21 protein-coding genes and 1 tRNA gene are annotated in these 19,408 nt (G+C 65.4%); 14 read left to right on the forward strand and 8 right to left on the reverse strand.

Annotation, left to right across the window (positions count from 1 at the left end; genetic code table 11):
• The first annotated feature begins 9 nt into the window (after positions 1–9).
• Both HBJ55_RS22740 and HBJ55_RS22655 read left to right on the forward strand, forming a co-directional pair.
• Positions 10–357 (forward strand): con-10 family general stress protein, encoded by a 348-nt coding sequence (locus tag HBJ55_RS22740; RefSeq protein ID WP_167116841.1) that lies wholly within the window; start codon positions 10–12, stop codon positions 355–357.
• Positions 358–714: 357 nt separating this feature from the next.
• Positions 715–879, forward strand: a complete 165-nt coding sequence (locus tag HBJ55_RS22655) for a GNAT family protein (protein ID WP_338072035.1) — start codon at positions 715–717, stop codon at positions 877–879.
• Between the two features lie 80 nt (positions 880–959).
• Here HBJ55_RS22655 and HBJ55_RS15530 read toward each other — a convergent pair.
• Positions 960–1,036: transfer RNA gene (locus HBJ55_RS15530), tRNA-Arg, on the reverse strand.
• 59 nt (positions 1,037–1,095) lie between these two features.
• On the opposite strand from HBJ55_RS15530, the gene HBJ55_RS15535 reads away from it, so the two are divergent.
• From HBJ55_RS15535 to HBJ55_RS15545, 3 genes are read left to right on the forward strand one after another with little or no spacing between them, the layout of a single operon-like run.
• Positions 1,096–2,661 (forward strand): amidase, encoded by a 1,566-nt coding sequence (locus tag HBJ55_RS15535; protein ID WP_240936147.1) that lies wholly within the window; start codon positions 1,096–1,098, stop codon positions 2,659–2,661.
• A 33-nt stretch (positions 2,662–2,694) separates the two neighbouring features.
• On the forward strand, positions 2,695–3,504 hold the full coding sequence (locus HBJ55_RS15540) for a methyltransferase domain-containing protein (RefSeq protein ID WP_167116844.1): 810 nt from the start codon (positions 2,695–2,697) through the stop codon (positions 3,502–3,504).
• Entirely contained in the window at positions 3,501–4,511 is a 1,011-nt protein-coding gene (locus tag HBJ55_RS15545; RefSeq protein WP_167116847.1) for a methyltransferase, read from the forward strand. The genes HBJ55_RS15540 and HBJ55_RS15545 overlap by 4 nt, the downstream gene beginning before the upstream one ends.
• Here HBJ55_RS15545 and greB read toward each other — a convergent pair.
• A complete protein-coding gene (gene greB, locus HBJ55_RS15550; protein WP_167116850.1) occupies positions 4,481–5,029 on the reverse strand; it encodes a transcription elongation factor GreB in 549 nt (182 codons plus the stop codon). The genes HBJ55_RS15545 and greB overlap by 31 nt on opposite strands.
• 170 nt (positions 5,030–5,199) lie before the next feature.
• Between greB and HBJ55_RS15555 the strand changes: the two genes are divergently transcribed.
• The 8 genes from HBJ55_RS15555 to HBJ55_RS15590 all read left to right on the forward strand — a co-directional run bounded on the left by HBJ55_RS15555 (position 5,200) and on the right by HBJ55_RS15590 (position 12,385).
• Positions 5,200–5,835, forward strand: coding sequence for a TRAP transporter TatT component family protein (locus tag HBJ55_RS15555; RefSeq protein ID WP_167116853.1), 636 nt, complete (start codon positions 5,200–5,202; stop codon positions 5,833–5,835).
• Between the two features lie 110 nt (positions 5,836–5,945).
• Positions 5,946–6,590 (forward strand): NUDIX domain-containing protein, encoded by a 645-nt coding sequence (locus tag HBJ55_RS15560; protein WP_167116856.1) that lies wholly within the window; start codon positions 5,946–5,948, stop codon positions 6,588–6,590.
• Between the two features lies 1 nt (position 6,591).
• A complete protein-coding gene (locus HBJ55_RS15565; protein ID WP_167116859.1) occupies positions 6,592–7,041 on the forward strand; it encodes a DUF1249 domain-containing protein in 450 nt (149 codons plus the stop codon).
• Complete coding sequence (locus HBJ55_RS15570; protein ID WP_167116968.1) at positions 7,041–7,775, forward strand: phosphodiesterase; 735 nt, start codon at positions 7,041–7,043, stop codon at positions 7,773–7,775. Before HBJ55_RS15565 ends, HBJ55_RS15570 begins: the two co-directional genes overlap by 1 nt.
• Before the next feature lie 120 nt (positions 7,776–7,895).
• Complete coding sequence (gene cysD, locus HBJ55_RS15575) at positions 7,896–8,867, forward strand: sulfate adenylyltransferase subunit CysD (RefSeq protein ID WP_167116862.1); 972 nt, start codon at positions 7,896–7,898, stop codon at positions 8,865–8,867.
• Positions 8,868–9,031: 164 nt separating this feature from the next.
• Positions 9,032–10,471, forward strand: coding sequence for a sulfate adenylyltransferase subunit CysN (gene cysN / locus HBJ55_RS15580; RefSeq protein ID WP_167116865.1), 1,440 nt, complete (start codon positions 9,032–9,034; stop codon positions 10,469–10,471).
• Positions 10,472–10,655: 184 nt separating this feature from the next.
• Positions 10,656–11,738, forward strand: a complete 1,083-nt coding sequence (locus HBJ55_RS15585; protein ID WP_167116868.1) for an App1 family protein phosphatidate phosphatase — start codon at positions 10,656–10,658, stop codon at positions 11,736–11,738.
• A gap of 164 nt (positions 11,739–11,902) precedes the next feature.
• The gene (locus HBJ55_RS15590; protein ID WP_167116871.1) at positions 11,903–12,385 is read left to right on the forward strand and encodes a 20S proteasome subunit A/B; all 483 of its coding nucleotides are present in this window, start codon (positions 11,903–11,905) and stop codon (positions 12,383–12,385) included.
• Positions 12,386–12,453: 68 nt separating this feature from the next.
• Here HBJ55_RS15590 and HBJ55_RS15595 read toward each other — a convergent pair whose 3' ends face one another.
• From HBJ55_RS15595 to hemP, 6 genes are all read right to left on the reverse strand, one after another.
• Entirely contained in the window at positions 12,454–13,215 is a 762-nt protein-coding gene (locus tag HBJ55_RS15595; RefSeq protein ID WP_167116874.1) for an ATP-binding cassette domain-containing protein, read from the reverse strand.
• Positions 13,209–14,273 (reverse strand): FecCD family ABC transporter permease, encoded by a 1,065-nt coding sequence (locus HBJ55_RS15600; RefSeq protein ID WP_167116877.1) that lies wholly within the window; start codon positions 14,271–14,273, stop codon positions 13,209–13,211. The genes HBJ55_RS15595 and HBJ55_RS15600 overlap by 7 nt, the downstream gene beginning before the upstream one ends.
• A complete protein-coding gene (locus tag HBJ55_RS15605; RefSeq protein ID WP_167116880.1) occupies positions 14,270–15,172 on the reverse strand; it encodes a heme/hemin ABC transporter substrate-binding protein in 903 nt (300 codons plus the stop codon). The genes HBJ55_RS15600 and HBJ55_RS15605 overlap by 4 nt, the downstream gene beginning before the upstream one ends.
• The gene (locus HBJ55_RS15610; RefSeq protein ID WP_167116883.1) at positions 15,169–16,227 is read right to left on the reverse strand and encodes a ChuX/HutX family heme-like substrate-binding protein; all 1,059 of its coding nucleotides are present in this window, start codon (positions 16,225–16,227) and stop codon (positions 15,169–15,171) included. Before HBJ55_RS15610 ends, HBJ55_RS15605 begins: the two co-directional genes overlap by 4 nt.
• Positions 16,228–16,240: 13 nt before the next feature.
• Positions 16,241–18,238, reverse strand: coding sequence for a TonB-dependent receptor domain-containing protein (locus HBJ55_RS15615; protein WP_167116886.1), 1,998 nt, complete (start codon positions 18,236–18,238; stop codon positions 16,241–16,243).
• 85 nt (positions 18,239–18,323) lie between these two features.
• Complete coding sequence (hemP, locus tag HBJ55_RS15620; protein WP_167116888.1) at positions 18,324–18,515, reverse strand: hemin uptake protein HemP; 192 nt, start codon at positions 18,513–18,515, stop codon at positions 18,324–18,326.
• Between the two features lie 146 nt (positions 18,516–18,661).
• Between hemP and HBJ55_RS15625 the strand changes: the two genes are divergently transcribed.
• Positions 18,662–19,336: a zinc metallopeptidase gene (locus HBJ55_RS15625; RefSeq protein WP_167116891.1), complete on the forward strand. Its 675-nt coding sequence runs from the start codon at positions 18,662–18,664 to the stop codon at positions 19,334–19,336.
• Positions 19,337–19,408: the final 72 nt, after the last annotated feature.

The following is a 19,408-nucleotide window of genomic DNA, read 5'->3' on the forward strand; positions in this document are numbered from 1 at the left end:
AGACTAACCATGGCAGATAAGCGCAATCAAGGAAACATGAGCGTTAACGAAGCTGGCAAGAAAGGCGGTGAAGCCACTTCGAAAACCCATGGGAAGGAGTTTTACGAGGATATTGGTCATAAAGGTGGCCAACAAAGCGGTGGTAACTTCGCTAATGATCCCGAGCGCGCTTCTGAAGCTGGTCAGAAAGGTGGCCATAACAGTGGCGGCAATTTCGCCAATGATCCCGAGCGTGCTTCGGAAGCCGGCCAAAAAGGTGGGCAACACAGCGGAGGTAACTTCGCTAATGACCCCCAGAAAGCGTCAGAGGCCGGCCAGAAAGGTGGCAAGAACAGCGGTGGAGGCCGTAATACCTAAATAAATGTCAGTCAACGCTCGCGGAAGAAAGCAGAGTACAGTTGCCTGACACAGCTGCCAGTAGCGGTTACGCTATTGGCAGTTTTATTTTGGGTACACCTTGCTGACTCGTAGAACTGTTAGCACTTGGGAAGTAGGCCTCATCGCGATGCGCAAGACAAGACCCGATATTACCATTCGGAAGCCATGGTGATGGACAGCCCCCCTTGCATGATCTGGTGCTGCATGATCTGGTGCACACGATCTGGTGCACACGGTGCTGCCACTTGCCGAGAACTCGATTTACTGTAATCTGCTTCATTATTCCCATTCTTCGGAAACTTGTGGGCGGAAAACCAAGGTGAACTCGTTGCCTTCGTGACGGGTTATCTTCATCCCAAGCAGCCCAACACTTTATTTCTCTGGCAAATCGACGTCCAGGAGCATGGGCGCGGCCAAGGGCTAGCCATGGAGGCTCATTTGCGAGGCGCTAGATTATGCCAAACTGCCCCCGAAAATAGCGCAGGCGAACGGCTTCGTTAATGCCCACGCTGGTAGGCATTAAGCGCAAAGAAGGCGCGAAGAAAATAGCGGGAGATAGATGAAGCGCTTAGGGAGAGATCTGGCGCCCCCACCAGGATTCGAACCTGGGACCTTCCCCTTAGGAGGGGGACGCTCTATCCAGCTGAGCTATGGGGGCCGTACGGCTGCGCATTATACGGGCTTGAGTTGGCGAGATAAACCGCCCTGGGGGTTACGTTGCTCCTCAAGACGCCACCCGGCATCATCGAGGTATTCGATGGGGAAGGGGAACGCATGGAGATCGAGGAGTATCGTCGGCACGATGCCCTGGGCCTGGCCGAGTTGGTTCGCAAACGAGAGGTGAGTCGCGAGGAGGTGTTCGATGTGGCCTGCCGTGCCATCGAGCGCGACAATCCACGGCTTGGGGCAGTGGTTCGCACGCGCTTCGAGCGCGCCCGGGCCGAAGCCGGTGCCGTCGCTGCCGAGTCGCCATTTGCCGGGGTGCCGACGTTGACCAAGGATCTGCTGATGGCGATCGAAGGTGAGCCGTTGGCCTTCGGCAGCGCGGCCTTGGCCGAGTGGAAGCCGCCGGTGGACTCGACCCTGGTTTCACGCCTGCGTCAGGCGGGCTTCTCAATCCTTGGCCAGACGGCCACCCCCGAGCTGGGGCTGATGGGTATCACCGAGCCGCGAGCTTTTCCGCATCCCGTCAATCCGTGGCATGCCGGCCACTCGCCTGGCGGCTCCAGTGGCGGCGCGGCAGCAGCCGTTGCTGCGGGGCTGGTGCCGCTGGCGATGGCTGGCGACGGTGGCGGCTCGATTCGCATTCCCGCCAGCTACTGTGGGCTGTTCGGTCTGAAGCCTTCTCGCGGGCGAGTACCGCAGGGCCCGATGCATGCCGAGGTTTGGCAGGGCGCCGTGGTGGAGCACGCCGTCACCCGCTCGGTGCGGGACAGCGCTGCACTGCTTGATGCCATCAACGGCATGGACGAAGGCGGCCCCTATCCGGTGAGGCGCGAGCAGGGCTTTCTCGCCGCGCTCGAGCGTCCGCCCGAGCCGTTGCGTGTGGCAGTCTCGATGGGTGAGCCGCTGGGCAAGCCGCTCGGCAGCATGCTCGACCCCGAGGTGCGTCAGGCGGTGGAAGCGGCGGCCAAGACGCTCGAAGGGCTGGGGCATCATGTCGAATGGGCCGACCCGCCGATCGACGGCGAGCGCCTGGCCAATGCCTACCTGACGCTCTACCTGGGGCATCTCAGCGCCGATCTGGCCTGGATCGCCCGCGAAACCGGTGTGCCCGTCTCGCGCCAGGACATCGAGCCTTCCACCCGCGCTACTGCCCGCCTGGGAAGTAGCCTGCCGGTGCGCGACTACGAACTGGCCAAGCGCGACTGGAATTCGGCGGCGCGCGCCATGGGTGCCTTTCACCGCCACTACGACGTGCTGCTGATGCCGGTTACCGCTGCGCCGGCGCCACGCCTGGAGGAGCTCTATCCGCCGCCGGCACATGAACGCCTGATGTCGCTGCTGGCGATTCCCGGTTTGCCGACGCTGGCGCTCAAGGCGGGCATGCTCGGGCATCTGGCGCGTGACGCCCTGGCCCGCACGCCCTTCACCCAACTGGCCAACCTGACCGGGCAGCCGGCCATGTCGCTGCCGCTGCACGTGACCGCGCAAGGCCTGCCGGTCGGCGTGCAGGCGGTCGGTGCCATGGGCGATGAGGGCCGCCTGTTGGCATTGGCGGCGCAGGTCGAAGCCGAGGTGTGCTGGGGCCGACACCTGCCCAGACCTTGGCTAGACGGGTAGAATGCGCCCACACCCCGCTACTGCAGTCCAGCCATGACCGATTCCACCCCGCTTTCGCCCGCTGGTGACCGTCACTTCGACGGCCTGGCCGAGAAATTCGCCGGCAGCCTCTATGGGGGACCGCGCGGCGCGCTGCGCCTGGCCATGCTCGACGAGCTGCTGCCGGCCATGCTCGAACTCGACGGCCAGCCGGTGCTGGACGTGGGTGGCGGGCTGGGGCAGCTCTCTGCCTGGTTCGCCCGGCGTAGCCACGCGGTTACGCTGCTGGAGCCGGCCGGCGACATGCTAGAACAGGCACGCCAGGCGCTGGGTGGCTGGTCGGTGACGTTCCTCCAGGCGCCGCTGCAGGCGTTACCGGAGCATGCCCCAGGCCCGTGGTCGCTGATCGCCTGCCACGCCGTGCTGGAGTGGCTCCGCGATCCACGCGCTGCCTTCGCCACGCTGGCGGATGGGCTCGCCCCGGGTGGCCAGCTGTCGCTGATGGTGTTCAATCGCGATGCGCTGCGCATGTCCAACGTGGTCAAGGGGAACTTGCAGAAGGCACTGGACGACCGCCTCGAGGGCACCGGCAAGCGACAGCGGCTGACGCCCATCTCGCCGCTGTGTCATGACCAGATCGTCGACTGGAGTCGCGAACATGGGCTTTCGATCCGGGCCGTGGCGGGGATTCGCATCTTTCACGACTACCTGCGCCAGCCGCCGGCGAACGAAGACGACTGGCAGCGCCTGGTGGCGCTGGAGCGGCGCTATTGCCAGACCGAACCCCATTGGCGCCTGGGCCGTTACCTGCTCTATACGCTGGTGAAGGAAAGTGAACATCCGTCCCGGGAGAACAGCCGATGAGTGCCGAGACGCCGGTCTGCCAACTGTTAGAGCGCCAGGAGGCCGATTATCGCGGCTGGCTGTGGGTGGCGCCGCCGCGCGATGCCTGGCTCGAGGAGGGGCAGGGGAGTGTCGTCAGTGCCGACCATGGCGTGCTGCAGGCGTGGCGGGAACGCGGCCGCCCAGCATTCTCGCCGTTTGATGCGCTGCAGACAGGGGAGCCGCCCGGTGCGGTGCTGTTCTGGCCCAAGAGCCATTTGCTCGGTGAGTGGTGGCTGCTGTGGTTGTGCGCCAACCTGCCGCCGGGTACGCCGCTGCAGCTGGTGGGCGAGAATCAGGGCGGCATCAAGCGCGTACTCAAGGTGCTGGCGGCACTGGGGCTGGGTTGCCGCAAGCGCGACAGCGCCCGGCGTTGCATTCTGTTCGAGACGCGGCTCGATACGGTTGGCATCGACCCCGATGCCGCCTGGACCCGTTTCGAAGCGGATGGCTTGACACTGGCCAGCCATCCGGGTGTGTTCGGCCACGGCAAGCTCGATGAGGGTACCCGGTTACTGCTCGATCAACTCGAACGGCATCTGCCGGGGCCTGAGCGGGCGCAGGCAGTGCTCGACATGGGCTGTGGCGACGGTATCCTCGCTGCCTGGCTGGCGCGCCGCGGCCACGCCGTGACGGCGGTGGACGTCAACGCCTTCGCGGTGGAGGCGACCCGGCGCACCCTGGCCGCTAATGGGCTCGAAGGGCAAGTCCTGGCCAGCGACGTCTACTCGGCGCTGGACAGGCAGCGCTTCGCCGCCATCGTCAGTAATCCGCCGTTTCACCAGGAGCGCAACATCGACTATGGCCCAGCCGGCCGCTTGATCCGCGAGGCGCCTGAGCTTCTGCTGCCCGGTGGCGAGCTGTGGCTGGTCGCCAACGCCTTCCTGCCCTATCCGGACCTGCTGCAGAGCGCCTTCGGCGACTTCGATATCCTGGCTGACGACCGACGTTTTCGGGTCTATCGGGTGGGCGTGGCGGGGTCCCGGTAGGCGATATCCGTGATGACATAGGTCGTATCGCCCGCCGGCGCCTTCACCGTGACATCGTCGTCCAGCGACTTGCCCAGCAGTGCTTTGGCCAGAGGGGCATCGATGCTGATCCAGCGCTTGGCGGTGTCGGTCTCGTCATGGCCGACGATGCGGATGTGAATCTCCTCGCCTTCCTCGTCTTCGAGAGTGACGAAGGCGCCGAAGTAGACCTTGTCGGTTTTCGCAGGCAGGCGGTCAACCACTTGCAACTCGTCGAGCCGCTTGGTCAGGTAGCGGATGCGCGCGATGACTCGGTTGAGCTCTTTCTTGTTGTAGGTGTAGTCGGCGTTCTCGCTGCGATCGCCGAGTGCCGCGGCTTCGCCCACCTTGGCCGAAAGAGCGGGACGCTTGACCCGCGAGAGGTGGTCGAGAATGCCGCGCAGGCGCGCCGCCCCCTCGGCGGTGATCAGGTTGCTCTTGGGTTCCTGGCGCGGATCCTTGGCCGGGTCGCGCCAGCGCGTCATGTTGCGGCCCTTCATCCGTCGTGCTCCTTCGTTTGTCTCGCGAGACAACATACGCCAGTGATGCCCGGGGAGCCAGCAGCGATCCTATGATCGGACTGGCGTATCATTCAAACGTTCGTTACATTCTGGAGGTCGGCAACGCTGTATCCAAGAACAAACCCCATAGTTAAGAAAGGAGTCTGGACATGCTACGACGTCAGTTACTCGCCGCCGCCCTGGGTGCTGGCCTTCTGCTCTCCCCGCTTACAGGTGCGCTGGCATGGGAGAACGAGGTGGAGGCGCTCAAGCAGCGCTGGGAGCGGATCAACACGCAGCAGGCCGAGGGGCAGCGCCGTAGCGCGCTCAAGTCGCTGGCCAACGAAGCCAAGCAGTTGACCGAGGCCAATGCCAACGAGGCCCAGCCGCTGATCTGGTATGGCATCATCGAAGCTTCTCATGCTCGCGAGCGCAGCGGTCTGGGGGCTCTCGGCAGTGCCCGTACGGCTCGCGATGCCCTGGAACGGGCCATCGAACTCGATCCCCAGGGCGGTAATGGCTCTGCCTACGTGACGCTTGGCGCGCTCTACGACCGTGCACCAGGCTTTCCTATCGGTTTCGGCGACAGCGATACCGCAGAACGCATGTTTCAGCGCGCCCTGGAGATTCGCCCCGATGGGGTCGACGTCAATTACTACTATGCCGCTTTTCTCGAGGACGAGGGGCGCCAGGCGGAGGCGCGCGAACATGCTCAGCGCGCCATCGAAGGCACTGTCCGCGAGGATCGCCAGGCGTCGGATGAGGCGCTGCGCGAGGAGGCCCGAGCTCTGCTGTCCCGGCTCTGACGCGACTTTTCCATGCATCCTTTTTTTGGTGCATGGACTCGGCCCGCGGCGGTTGGCATAGCCGGCTTCGGTCGTGATAATGGTCGCCATTAGCAGACTTGGAGGTTTGCATGACCGGTAATCATGATCGCGGCCGGGATGCCGCCCGCCTTCCCTCCTTCGGCGCTGCCGACGTCGAGCTGATCGAGCGTCGCAGCCTGCATCAGGGCTTCTTCCGCCTGGACGAGGTGCAATTGCGCCACCGTCTGTTCGAGGGCGGTTGGAGCGGTGAGGTGGTCCGTGAGGTGCATGTGCGGCATGATGCCGTGGGTGTGCTGCTCTACGACGTCGAGCGCGACAGTGTGGTGCTGGTCGAGCAGATTCGTGCCGGCGCCCTGGACGATCCCGAGTCGCCATGGAAGCTCGAGGTCGTTGCCGGCCTGGTCGAGGAGGGCGAGAGCGCGGCCGAGGTGGCCCGACGAGAAGCCATGGAGGAGGCTGGCTGCGAGGTCTCTGATCTGATCGAGCTGCACACCTACTATCCGAGCCCCGGCGCCTGCTCCGAGCGAGTGACGTTGTTCTGCGCTCTGGTCGACTGTGACGGGCTGGGAGGCGTGCATGGCCTCGACGAAGAGCATGAGGATATCCGTGTTCACGTGTTACCGTTCAATCATGCCTGGGAACTCTTGCGGGCTGGGCGACTCGACAATGCCATGTGTCTGATCGCCTTCTACTGGTTGGCGGCCGAACGAGCATCACTGCGAGCAAGGGGGTAGCGTGGCGAGAACCGCCTATGTCACCGATCTGAAAGGCCTGCAGGGCGAATGCAGTGCCAACTACCTGCGCCTGATTCGGCTGCTGGGCGATCTGGGTGCGGGCGAGACGCGCGAACTCGAGTTGACCGGCGGGCGAGGCCGATTCGGTACCCTGTGGTTGTCGGTACTGGAGCAGGCGCCCTATACCACTATCGCTCGCGTGAGCCAGAGCAGCTTGATGGATAAGGTCATCGAGCCGCCCTGCATGCGCGTCCATCTATACCATGACGTGCGCATGGCCGAGGTCACGGACTTCCAGCGCGAGCGCCACTTCAGCGGCCGCTACCGCTACCCCAACGTGCGCATGTTCCAGCCCGACGAGAAGCTCCAACTCAATCGCTTCCTGGGCGAGTGGCTGGCCCATGGCCTGGAGCATGGACACCCAACCAACGTGACGGAACTGCCGGGATGATGCGGCTGGCCCAGGTCACCGACTGCCACCTGCATGCCGATCCCGCCGCCCGATCCCGCGCCGGCTTCCCGTTGCGTCAGCTCGAATCGGTGGTCGCGGCCGTACGTGCCGAACGCCCGGATGTCGTGCTCGTCAGCGGCGATATCAGCCAGGACGAGACGGTGGCTTCCTACCAGCATGCTGAGCGGGTCCTCTCGACGCTGGATTGCCCCTGGTTCTGGCTGGGTGGCAACCACGACCAGCAGGAGCTGATGAAGGACATCCGGGCCATCCACGATGACATCGACCTGGGAACCTGGCGGCTATTGGTTGCGGATACCTGCGTCAAGGGACATGCCCATGGCGAACTGGGCGAGGAGCGGATCGGCGCTCTGGTCGAGCGTCTCGGCGAGGATGAACGTCCGACCTTGCTGGCCATGCATCATCCGCCGCTCACGGTCGGCTCGGCCTGGCTCGACGAGATCGGGCTCAAGGATCGCGATGCCCTGTGGCAGGCGCTGGCGCCGTTCCCGCAGGTCAAGGCCATTCTCTGTGGGCATATCCACCAGTCCTTTGCCGGCCGGCAGCAGCTCGAACACGGCGAGGTCATGGTCTACGGCTGCCCTTCGACCACCGACCAGTTCCTGGCCGGCTCGGACGATTTCGCCATCGATGAGGCATCGCGACCGGGCTACCGGATCCTCGACCTGCGCGGCGATGAGTGGCTGACCTGGGTCGAGCGCGTCGACCTGTGATGCTTCGATTCGTTTTTGATCTAAAAAGATAGGTAATCATTCTTTTACGTTATTATTGTCCCGGCGTTAACCTGTGCGCATGATCCTTATTGCCCATCGTCATGCGAGGTACCCGGGCCGATGACCAGTCTCAAAGCTCCCGAGCAAAAGCCGGTATCACAGGCTGCCGGCTCGCAGGCATCCCTGTCACCGCGCCGGCTGACCCATCTGCAACAGCTGGAAGCCGAGTCGATCCACATCATTCGCGAGGTGGCGGCCGAGTTCCGCAACCCGGTGATGCTCTATTCCATCGGCAAGGACTCCTCGGTGATGCTGCACCTGGCGCGCAAGGCCTTCTTCCCCGGGCCGCCGCCGTTCCCGCTGATGCACATCAACACCACCTGGAAGTTCCGCGAGATGATCGCCTTCCGCGACCGCATGGCCGGCGAGGTGGGCATGGAGCTGATCGAGCACATCAACGAAGAGGGGCGGGCCGCCGGCATCAACCCCTTCGACCACGGCTCCAGTGGCTATACCGACGTGATGAAGACCCAGGCGCTCAAGCAGGCGCTGGACAAGTACGGCTTCGATGCCGCCTTCGGCGGCGCCCGCCGCGACGAGGAGGCCAGCCGCGCCAAGGAGCGGGTGTTCTCGTTCCGCGACAAGTTTCACCGCTGGGACCCCAAGAGCCAGCGCCCCGAGCTGTGGAACCTCTACAACGCCCGGGTCAACAAGGGCGAATCGATCCGCGCCTTCCCGCTCTCCAACTGGACCGAGCTGGATATCTGGCAGTACATCTACCTCGAGCAGATCCCCATCGTGCCGCTCTACTACGCCGCCCCGCGGCCGGTGGTAGAGCGCGACGGCATGCTGGTGATGGTCGACGACGAGCGCCTGCCGCTCGCCCCCGGCGAAGTGCCGCAGGAGAAGTGGGTGCGCTTCCGCACCCTGGGCTGCTATCCGCTGACCGGTGCGGTGGAATCGAAGGCCGACACGCTGCCCGAGATCATCCAGGAGATGCTGCTGACCCGCACCAGCGAGCGCAGCGGCCGAGCCATCGACCACGACCAGGCGGGTTCGATGGAGAAGAAGAAGCGCGAGGGATATTTCTAGCCGCTGGCGAAAACTCGCTGCGCTCGGCCATACGGCGTTAAACATCGGCTCAAGATGCTCATTTACTCCAGTAAACTCCGCTCTTTCGCCGCTGTTTGCCTTGTCTGGCCATCGCTCGCTGACTTTTCGCTCAGCGTCTGATCAACAATTTTCAGGGTGTTACCATGGCCCATCAGTCTTCTCTAATTGCCGACAACATCGAGCAGTACTTGCACGAGCACGAGAACAAGGACCTGCTGCGCTTCATCACCTGCGGCAGCGTCGACGACGGCAAGTCGACACTGATCGGCCGGCTGCTGCACGACTCCAAGATGATCTTCGACGATCACCTGGCGGCGTTGACCCGCGACTCGAAGAAGAGCGGCACCACCGGCGATGCCGTGGACCTGGCACTGCTGGTCGACGGCCTGCAGTCGGAGCGCGAGCAGGGCATCACCATCGACGTGGCCTACCGCTTCTTCTCCACCGACAAGCGCAAGTTCATCATCGCCGACACCCCGGGGCACGAGCAGTACACGCGCAACATGGCCACCGGCGCCTCCACTGCCAACCTGGCGATCATCCTGATCGACGCCCGCTACGGCGTGCAGACCCAGACCCGGCGCCACAGCTTCATCGCCGACCTGCTGGGCATCAAGCATCTGGTCATCGCGGTGAACAAGATGGACCTGGTGGACTTCTCCCAGGCGCGCTTCGACGAGATCGTCGCCGATTATCGCCGCTTCGCCGAGCAGCTTTCGGTCGGCGACCTGTACTTCGTGCCGATGTCGGCGCTGGAAGGCGACAACGTCGTCAACCGCAGCGACCGCACGCCCTGGTATCGCCAGCAAGGCGAGGCGGGACCGGCGTTGCTGGAACTGCTGGAGACGGTGGAAGTGACCCGTGACCGCAATCTGGTCGACCTGCGCTTCCCGGTACAGTACGTCAACCGCCCCAACCTCGACTTCCGCGGTTATGCCGGCACCCTGGAAGCAGGAGTACTGCGTCCCGGGCATGCCATCAAGGCGTTGCCCTCGGGCAAGACCAGCCGGGTCGAGCGCGTGGTGACCTATGACGGCAACCTGGAGGCGGCCTGGCCGGGCCAGGCGGTGACCGTCACGCTGGAGGATGAAATCGACATCTCTCGCGGCGACTGGATCGTTGCCGAGGATGCCGATATCACCCTGACCAACACCTTCGATGCGGACATCGTGTGGATGCACGAGCAGCCGCTGGCGCCGGGTCGGCAGTACGACATTCGCCTCGCCGGCCGCTCGGTAGCGGGGCGGGTGAGCGCTATCCACTACCAGATCGACGTCAATACGCTGGAGCGGCACCAGGTCGACAGCCTGGAGCTCAACGCCATTGCCCGCTGCCGGGTCGAGCTGACCGCCGAGGTGCCGCTAGACACCTACGACCAGAGCCCCGGCACCGGCAGCTTCATCGTCATCGACCGGCTCTCCAACGTCACCGTGGGTGCGGGGATGGTGCGTGCCGCCGCCGACGCTACCGGCCAGCCACGCAGGGAGGTCGACTGGGCCGCCTTCGAGCTTGACCTCAATGTGCTGATCCGCAAACACTTCCCTCATTGGGAAGCCAAGGATGTCCGTGATCTGTTGCGCTAGGGGCTCCGGGCTAGGCGAACCATAGACGGTTGATCTTGCGGCAGCATCCTCCACACTAGAGACAGGGCTCGGCGCTTGCGGGCCCTGTCGAGTGTCGGGGAGGTGACATGTCGCATTGCCAGGGTTGGCCGATGGCGTACTGCTCGGGAGCATTATCGCAAGACAGCGCAGGGCAGGTGAGTAAATGACGGGTTTCGTCAGGCGCCTGTTGCGTATCGCCGCCCGCCCGATGAAACGCGATCGTGGACGAGGCGGTTATATCGTGCATCCCTACCGCGGCTACGGTTCCCGTCATGAGGCCTTTCTGATGGGGCGGGTGTTCCGTCAGGCCGCGCTGGGCGAGGTGATACCGCGCTATGGCGTGCTGCGCGACCTGGCCGATGTCGTTCGGCGCATTTTTCGTCACGGCCTGCCCGAAGTGGACGTCAAGGTGAGCCTGGGCGAGAACGTGGCCACCGTGACTACCGATCGTGACGGTTACTTCGACGTTCACATGCCCCTTGAGGCCCCCTTGCCGGCGAATAGCGCCTGGCACCATGCCGAGCTGCACGTGGTGCTGCCGGGCGTGGAGCCGGTGCAGTCCTTCACCGAAGTGTACATACCGCCGGCCGAGGCCGATCTGCTGGTGATCAGTGACATCGACGATACGGTGATGTACACCGGCGTGACCAACAAGCTGCGCATGTTGCACCGCCTGTTCGTCAAGCGGGCGCACCAGCGCATGGCCTTCCCCGGCGTGGCGGCATTCTACCAAGCGCTGCATGTCGGCAGGAGCGGCAAGGCCAGGCGGCCGATCCTCTACGTCTCCCGCGGCCCCTGGAGCATCTACGAGATGCTCGAGGAGTTCTTTCAGCTCAATCGTATCCCCGTAGGTCCCATCCTGTTCCTGCGCGAATGGGGTATCTCCTGGCGCAAGCCCTGGCCGCGTCGCGCCGAGGACCACAAGTACGATCTGATCCAGCACATGCTGTCGATGCGCGACGAGCTGCCTTGCGTGCTGATCGGTGACAGTGGTCAGCATGACCCCGAGGTTTACACACGTATCGTGCACAAGTATCCCGAGCGGATCCGGGCGGTCTATATACGTCGGGTCGAGCGTAAACCCGAGCGTGAGCGCGCCATCAATAGGCTGCGTGACGAGATTCTCCATACCAACTGCAACCTGGTTCTGGCCGACGACAGCCTGGCCATGGCGGAACATGCCTTTCGCCAAGGGCTGATCGCTGCCGAAGGGTTGGAAATGGTGCGTCGAGAATCGGATCGATAGGCCGATTTGGCGCAAACCCTACCGTCTGTTATGAGCTTCGAATGGGTTACAGAATCGTTAACCTGTGTGTCGATTTCTTGCGTTTTTCGACTTTACCATGCGCCTGACGCAAGGGGCTTCGTGCAATTTTGGAGCCTGCGCCCGATCTACCCGAGGTACTCATCATGACCACAATCGTATGGGACGGAACGACGCTCGCGACGGATTCGCTGATCAGTGTCAATGGCTCGACCTACAACCATGCGCAGAAGCTGTTCCAGCTCGACAACGGTGAGTGGGTCGCCTTCGCCGGCGAGCAGCAGGAGTGGTGGGAGGTCATGGAGTGGCTCAACGCCGGGGCGCCGCGCAACGACAAGCCCCACGTGACCCGGGTCGAGATGATCATTGCGGGCCCCGATGGTGTCTACGAGATGTTCAACAAGCTGGTGCGCATCCCGGTCAAGGGGCCTGTCGCCTACGGCACCGGCTGGAAGTGGGCCCTGGCGGCCATCGACCACGGCAAGAGCGCCGTGGAGGCGGTGGAGTATGCCAAGACTCGCGATCACGACAGTGGCGGTGAGGTGCAGTCCGTCACGCCTGCGACCAGGGCCGGCGTGCCCTTCGAGACGCTGATGCGGGACGTCGAGGCGGCACCCGCCACGGCCTGAGTGTCGCCTTGAATAGCGCTGCATGCATATCGCCCCGGCCATCTGGCCGGGGCGTTGTCGTTGTGGGGTCAAGGTGCCAGCACCACCAGCGGCGAACCATCGCCACGACGGGTCCGCACTTCCAGTTCGGCATCGAATACCCGCGCCAGAACACTGGGGCTGAGTACCTCGGTAGGCAGGCCCGAAGCTATCCGCCGGCCGCGCTCCAGCAGCCAGACCCGATGGGCGTAACGTGCCGCCAGGTTGAGATCATGCAGCACACAGGCGACCGCCAGGCGCTGCCGCTCAGCCAGCTGACGTAGCAGGCGCATCAGGCGCTGCTGCTGGCCGATGTCGAGTGCGCTGGTGGGCTCGTCGAGTAGCAGCACGCTGCCGACAGGCACGCTGGCTGCGTGGCCCAGCCCCAACTGGCACAGCGCCCGGGCAATCATCACGCGCTGGGCTTCACCGCCGGAGAGGCTCAGGGCGCCGCGCTCGGCCAGCGGCTCGAGATCGAGCATGGCCAGCACGGTCTCGACTTCCTCTGGCGAGGCTTCGCTACCCAACGCCACCAGCTCGTGCACCGGCCAGTCGAAGCCGAGGGTGAGCTTTTGTGCTACCAGTGCGCGGCGTCGGGCCAACTCGGCCGGTGCCCACCAGGACAGCGACTTGTCGTCGAGGCATACGTTGCCGCGCTCCGGGCGGCGATAGCCCGACAACAGCGACAGCAGAGTGCTCTTGCCGGCGCCATTGGGGCCAACGATGGCGAGCAGCTCGCCTGGTCCGAGGCGGTCGCTGAAGGGGGCGAGCGAAGGTGCCCGGGTGAAGCCGGCGTCGATCAGGCTCAGCATCGCGTTCTCCGCTTGAGCAGCAGCCACAGGAAGTAGGGGCCACCGAGCAGGCTGGTGAGCAGCCCTACCGGGATTTCGGCGGGGCTCGCCAGGGTTCGCGCCAGGGTATCCGCCACGATCAGCAGCAAGGCGCCGCCCAGCATCGAGGCGGGCAGCAGCAGGCGGTGCCCCGGCCCCAGCCACAGGCGCAGGCAGTGAGGCACCAGCAGGCCGAGAAAGCCGATGATGCCGGCCAGCGCCACGCACAGCCCCACGCCCAGTGCCGTGGCCACTACCACGCGACGCTTGAGGCGCGGGGCATCGAGCCCGGCACCATGGGCGGTCAGCTCGCCGAGCTGCAGCAGGTCGAGCCCTCGAGCGCAACGCAATAGCCACCACAGTGCCGGCAGGATGCCGATCAGCGCTCCCAGGGTGGCGCTCCATAGCGCATGCGACAGGCTGCCCATCCCCCACAGGCTGAGCTGGCGCAGCTGCTCGTCGCTGGCAATGAAGGCCATCACGCCGCCCATGGCGCCCGCCAGGGTATTGATGGCCAGCCCCGCCAGCAGCAGGGTGAACAGCGTCTCCTGGCCGTGCTGGCGCTCGCCCAGGGTGAACACCATCACGCATACGCCCAGCGCGCCGAGAAAACCGGCCAGGAACTGGCCATACAGGCCGAAAGCACCGGCGGCACCATCGAACAGTACGATCCACAGCGCCACGGCGAGCCCTGCGCCACTGGCGAGACCCAGCAGGGTGGGGTCGGCCAACGGATTGCGAAACAGACCCTGCATGGCTGCGCCGCTCCCGGCCAGCATGGCGCCGACCAGCGCGGCCAGGAGCAGGCGTGGCAGGCGTAATTGCCACCACACCTGCCAGGCCAGGGGCGTCGGCCATTCGCCGAGCAGCACCCGAGGCGAGAGCCCGACGCTGCCGCTCATGGCGGCGATCAACAGCGCCGCCAGCACGGCCAGGGCCAGGGCAGCAAGCACCCGGACCGGCACTGGCGTGGCTTTCCGAACTTTTGAGACACCGGCGTTGCGTCGTCGGGGCAGGACGGAGGCGAAGGCACGGCTCATGGCGTCACCCTCCAGCAGTCCTCCTCGGCGGCGTGGCGGGTGGCGTCAGCCGCTTCATGCAGCGCTCGGTGTAATGCCAGCAGGGCCGTGGGCGTGCGCGGGCCGAAGCCGAGCAGCGCCTGGTCGTCGCAGACGACCAGGTTGCGCTCGCGCCCCGCCGGCGTCATGGCAAGCCCCGGGAGCTGCCATAGCCGGGTCTCGCCGCCGATACCTTCGAGCCCGCTGCGCGTGGTGATCACCACCTCGGGGGCTTCGTCCACCAGCGCCTCGGCGCCCACCGCCTTGTAGCCACTGAAGCCGGCGAAGGCGTTGCGCGCCCCGGCTGCCGCGATCACGGCCTGGCCGGCGGTATCGCGTCCCGCCGCCATGGGCGTCATGCCGCTATGGCTGAGCAGAAACATGGCGCTCGGCCCAGGGCGTGGCCTCTCTTCTCGCAGAGTGGCGAGTCGTGCAAGCTCCGCTTCGATCTCGGCCACCAGCGCTTCGCCTTCGGCGCTGCGACCAGTGGCGCTGGCAACCGCCCGCACCTTGCCGGGCAGCGTCGTCAGGCTCGCTCCCTGTTCGACGCGCATCACCTCGACGCCGACCGCTTCGAGCTGGCCGAGCACTTCTCGCGGGCCGGCCGCAGCGGCCACGATCAGCCGCTCGGGAGCGAGTGAGAGGATGCCCTCGGCCGCCAGCTGGCGCAGATAGCCCACCGAGGGCAGGGCAGCAACCGCCTCGGGATACTGGCTGGTGTCGTCGCGCCCCACCACGCCCTCCAGGCCATCGAGGGCGGCCACGATCTCGGCCACGTCGCTGCCGATCAGCACGGTGCGTGGCGGTGCGGCCGACCCCTGGATGTGCCAGACCAGCAGGGTCAGGCTGGCCAGCCAGCTCAGCCATGACGGAAGCCTCATGCCGCTGTCTCGCGGGCGTCGAGACCATCCAGTAACTGACGCCATTCGCTTCGCTCGGGCTGACCCTCGCGGCGTTCGGCGAAGAGCTGCAGTACCAGCCCGCCCTGGGCGTCGAAGGCTTCCAGGCTGGTGACGCCGCCGTCGCGATTGGGCTTGTGCACCTGCCATACGCTGGCGATGCCGGCGTCGTCCAGATGCAGCGTGAAATTTTCGCCGAACAGGTTGAGCCAGCCGCGCATGCGCTGCGGCGCGGGAATCCGTCCGCTGCGGATCTGCACGCAGCCGGGACTGGCGACGAACAGCATCAGCGGCAGTTCGCTCGAAGCGGCTTCGAACAGCGCCCGCCCGCAGGCGGCCGGCTGAAGAGCGCGGGTGAAGCGGCCTTCCATCAGTGCGTTGGCTTCGTGACGGCGCAGCTCGTGGCGGCGCAGCAGGCCAAGAAACTGATGTACGTCGCTCATGCGCGACCACTCGTCGGCCAGGGTGGGAAGCGGCGGCAAAGGCCGCGGCGGCGGTTCGACGAATTGGGTGAAGGCGGGCGGTTCAATGATGCCCAGCGCTTCCAACTCCTGCCACGCCTCGGGGGCTTCATCCGCCAGCGAGAAGATCTTGTGCAGGGCAATGCCATGGCGATTGAAGACCTGCAGGCTCAGGCGCTGCGTGGTCTCGCCATCCTTGCGTGGCAGGCGGTCGCGAATCAGGCATGCCCAGTGCCACTGGGCCAGGTGAAGGCGCAGGTCGAGCCCGCCCGGGTCGAGTAGCAGGCCGGCCTGCTCCGAGCCGCGCAGCGCCGGATACCGGCCTTGCTGTTCCAGCACGGCGTGGCGCGAGCGGGTCAGCGCCTTGACTTCGCCCAACTGGTGGAAGCGCGAGGCCAGGGCATGGGGCGACAGTGGCAGGGTCAGCACGTCGCGGCCGAGGCGGGCGGCCTGCAGCTCGCCCTCGCTGATCTCCAGGCGCTGGGCGATCTCCAGCGCCGGCAGGTGAGGCGAGGCCGCACGGGCGGCGTCCAGGGCTTCGAGAATGGCTTGGCGGGTCTGGGTCGTGGCGTTCATGAAAGTCTCCTTGTCACCATTGCAGGCTGACGTTGGCCAGCAGGCTGCGTCCGTCGCCGAGGTTGCCGTCGGGGCGGTACCACTCCTTGTCGGCGATGTTGCGCAGCTTGAGCGAAGCGGAAAGCAGCGGAGTGACTTGCCAGGCGAGTTGCACGTCGTGCAGGCCGTAGCCGGGCAGCGCTTCATCCTCGCCCTGCTTGTCGAAGGCGCGGGCAAAGCGGCCGCGCCAGCCCAGCGTCAGGTCGCTGCCGGCGAAGCGATGATCGAGGCCGGCCAGGGCTTCCAGCGGGGTCAGGCTACCCAGCGGCTTGCCGCTGTCGCGGTCGCGTCCGTTGACCTCTGCCAGGCCCAGGAAGGCCGTGAAGGGAATGCTGGAAGGCGACCAGTCGAGACGGACGTCATACCCCCACAGCTGGGCGCGGCTGACGTTAACCGCTCGCGTAGTGCCCGCGAAGATGTCGACTTCGGTATCGATGAAATCCTCGGCCCGGGTATCGAAGTAGCTGGCGCGCAGGCCCCAGTCGCCGAAACTCCAGGCCAGACCGCTCTCCCAGCTCTTGCTGGTTTCCGGCTGTAGGTCGGGATTGGGCACCCAGAAATTGTCGGGAACGCAGACGAAGGGGCCCATGCAGAAGCCGCCGAAATGACGCTCGTCGGCATAGAGTTCAGAAAGCGTGGGGGCGCGGAAGGCCTCGGCGTAACCGGTGTAGAACATGAGGTCGCCGCTGGGGCGCCAGGCCAGGCGCAGACGTGGCGAGAGGCGGCTCTTGTCGCTCTCGCGGCCATCGGCGTCCTCGGCGCGGTAGCTGTCGTGGCGGGCACCGAGGCCGAGATCGAACTCGCCGGCACCGCCCTGGTCGAGATGGCGTCCGACGGTGAGGGTATCGTCGAGATAGAGCGCGGCGCTATCGGCCTCGGCCTCGGGGAAGCCCGATGCCGTACCGCCCGGGCGCTGAGTGGCATGGCTTGCCGCGGCGCCGAAGGCCAGGGTCTGCGACAGCCAGCCGTGCTCCAGGCGATGGTAGCCGTCGCTCTGCACGCCAAGGCGCTGCAGGGTGCGCGCCGCCTCGGATTCGTCGATGTCCTGGCGGCTCAAGGTCAAGCGAGTATCGAGCTGCGTGGCGACGGCGGGCGACCAGCGATGACCGAGCTGCAGGTTGTCGCTGGTGGTATCGCGATCGCGCATGTCATCGGGCTCGACCGTCAGGCTTTGCGGGTTGGCCGGCTGGTTGGCGTCTTCGCGATAGTGCTGCCAGCTGGCAAACAGACGATGGTCCGGCGTTAACTGCCAGCCGCCCTTGGCCAGCAGACTGTCGAGGCTGGCATCCTCCGGCGTGGTCTGGCCGCCGGCGCGGCGGATGTCGCCCGATTCACTGCGGCCCAGGGCGACCAGGCCGTCGAGGCTGCTGCCGTCGGACAAGTCGCGTTTGCCGAACAGACTCAGCGTGGCGCCGAGTTCGTCGCTTGCCGTGGCGCCGCGCAGCGAGAGCCGGGCTCCTCCGTTCTCGCCGGGGCGCAGCAGGTCCTCGGCTTCGACCGTCTCGAAGCTGATCACGCCGCCCATGGCGTTGCTGCCGTAGAGACTCGACAGGGCACCGCGGGCGATCTGCACCTCGCGCAGCAGCGCCGGGTCGAGGAAGAAGTTGCCCAGGTGGCCGGTATTGATGTCCTGGCGCACGCCGTCGAGGCGTACCAGCACGCCATTCCTGTCGAAGCCGCGCAGGCTCACGGTCTGGCCGTTGCGTCGCCCCTGGCCGGCGACGTGCAGGCCGGGCTGGTCGGCGAGAATGTCCTCCACCCGTGAAGCGGTGCGCAGCGTCGGGTCGTGTCGGTCGATCACGTCGACGATCAGCGGGGCGAAGAAGGTGTCGGTGGGGGTACGCGTACCGGTGACCACCAGCGGCGCCAGTTCGGGTGTCACGGTGGGCTGGCCGGAGGATGACTGGGCCAGAGCCAGCGGTGACAGCAGAAACAGCGCCAGGGCGCCGGTACAGCTCTTTGCTCGCTTCATGTTCCTGAAGTTCCCTTGTCGTATCAGGCGATGAGCGGCTGGCTGGGTGGCGTGGGCTACCTGGCTGGCGTTCTTTTCGTCGGGTTTATGAGGTCAATATCAACTTGCCGTTGCGCGTCTCGCGCAGCTGATATCGCTTGCCGTGATGCTCGATGATGAGCTGGCCCTGTTCATCGAGCAGCGCGCTGCTCTCGACGATGGCGGGCTGGCGCGAAGGATCGTGCTGCGTGGCGGCCTGCGCGCGGGCCGTAGTCGGGTCGGGGAAGTCTGCGCACATGGTGTTGGCCTGAATGGGTTATTGTTTCAAACGCGAATAATTATTGTTTGTGTGGGGGCTGACGTCAAGAGCCAGCGCGACAGCAAGAACCCGAACCGGGTACGCTAAGGCCTAATCAGGATCTCTGAGACGAGACGTTTGATGCCATGATCGTCGTTGTCATTGCCCTGCTGCTGGCCATCTTCCTGTTGCCCAACGCCTGGGCCAAGTGGGTGTTGTCGCGCCATTCCCGTGGCCGCGACGACTACCCCGGCACTGGCGCCGAGCTGGCCGACCATCTCCTGCGCCGCCTGGGTATTGAAGGGGTCAAGGTGGAGATGACCGAGCATGGCGACCACTACGACCCCGAGGCGCGCCGGGTGCGGCTCTCCCGCGAGCACTACGAGGGGCGCTCGCTCACTGCGGTGACCGTGGCCGCCCACGAGGTCGGTCATGCTATCCAGCACCACGAGGGCTATGCACCGCTAGCCGCCCGGGCACGCATGGTCGGCGTGGCGCAGCGGGCCGAGAAACTCGGCGCGCTGCTGATGATGGCCGCTCCCTTCCTGTTCATCCTGACCCGGCTACCCGGCGGGCTGGCCATCGTCATCGCAGCGGCAGTGATCAGCTTCGGCACGGCGGCGCTGGTGCACCTGGTCACCCTGCCGGTGGAGTTCGACGCTAGTTTCAATCGTGCCCTGCCGCTGCTAAAAGAGTACGTGCCGCCCTACGACATGCCAGGGGCTCGCCACGTGCTGACCGCCTGCGCCTTCACCTACGTGGCGGCCTCGCTGGCGAGTATTCTGAACCTGGGGCGCTGGCTGGTGATCCTGCGTCGTTAACCCTTTCCAAACCTTGAGAGCAAGCGGTCGGGGTTTCTACAGTTCTGAGAGTAGTCACAAGCCTTCATGGAG

The organism is Billgrantia bachuensis (assembly GCF_011742165.1).
GTDB classification, from domain to species: Bacteria; Pseudomonadota; Gammaproteobacteria; order Pseudomonadales; family Halomonadaceae; genus Halomonas; species Halomonas bachuensis.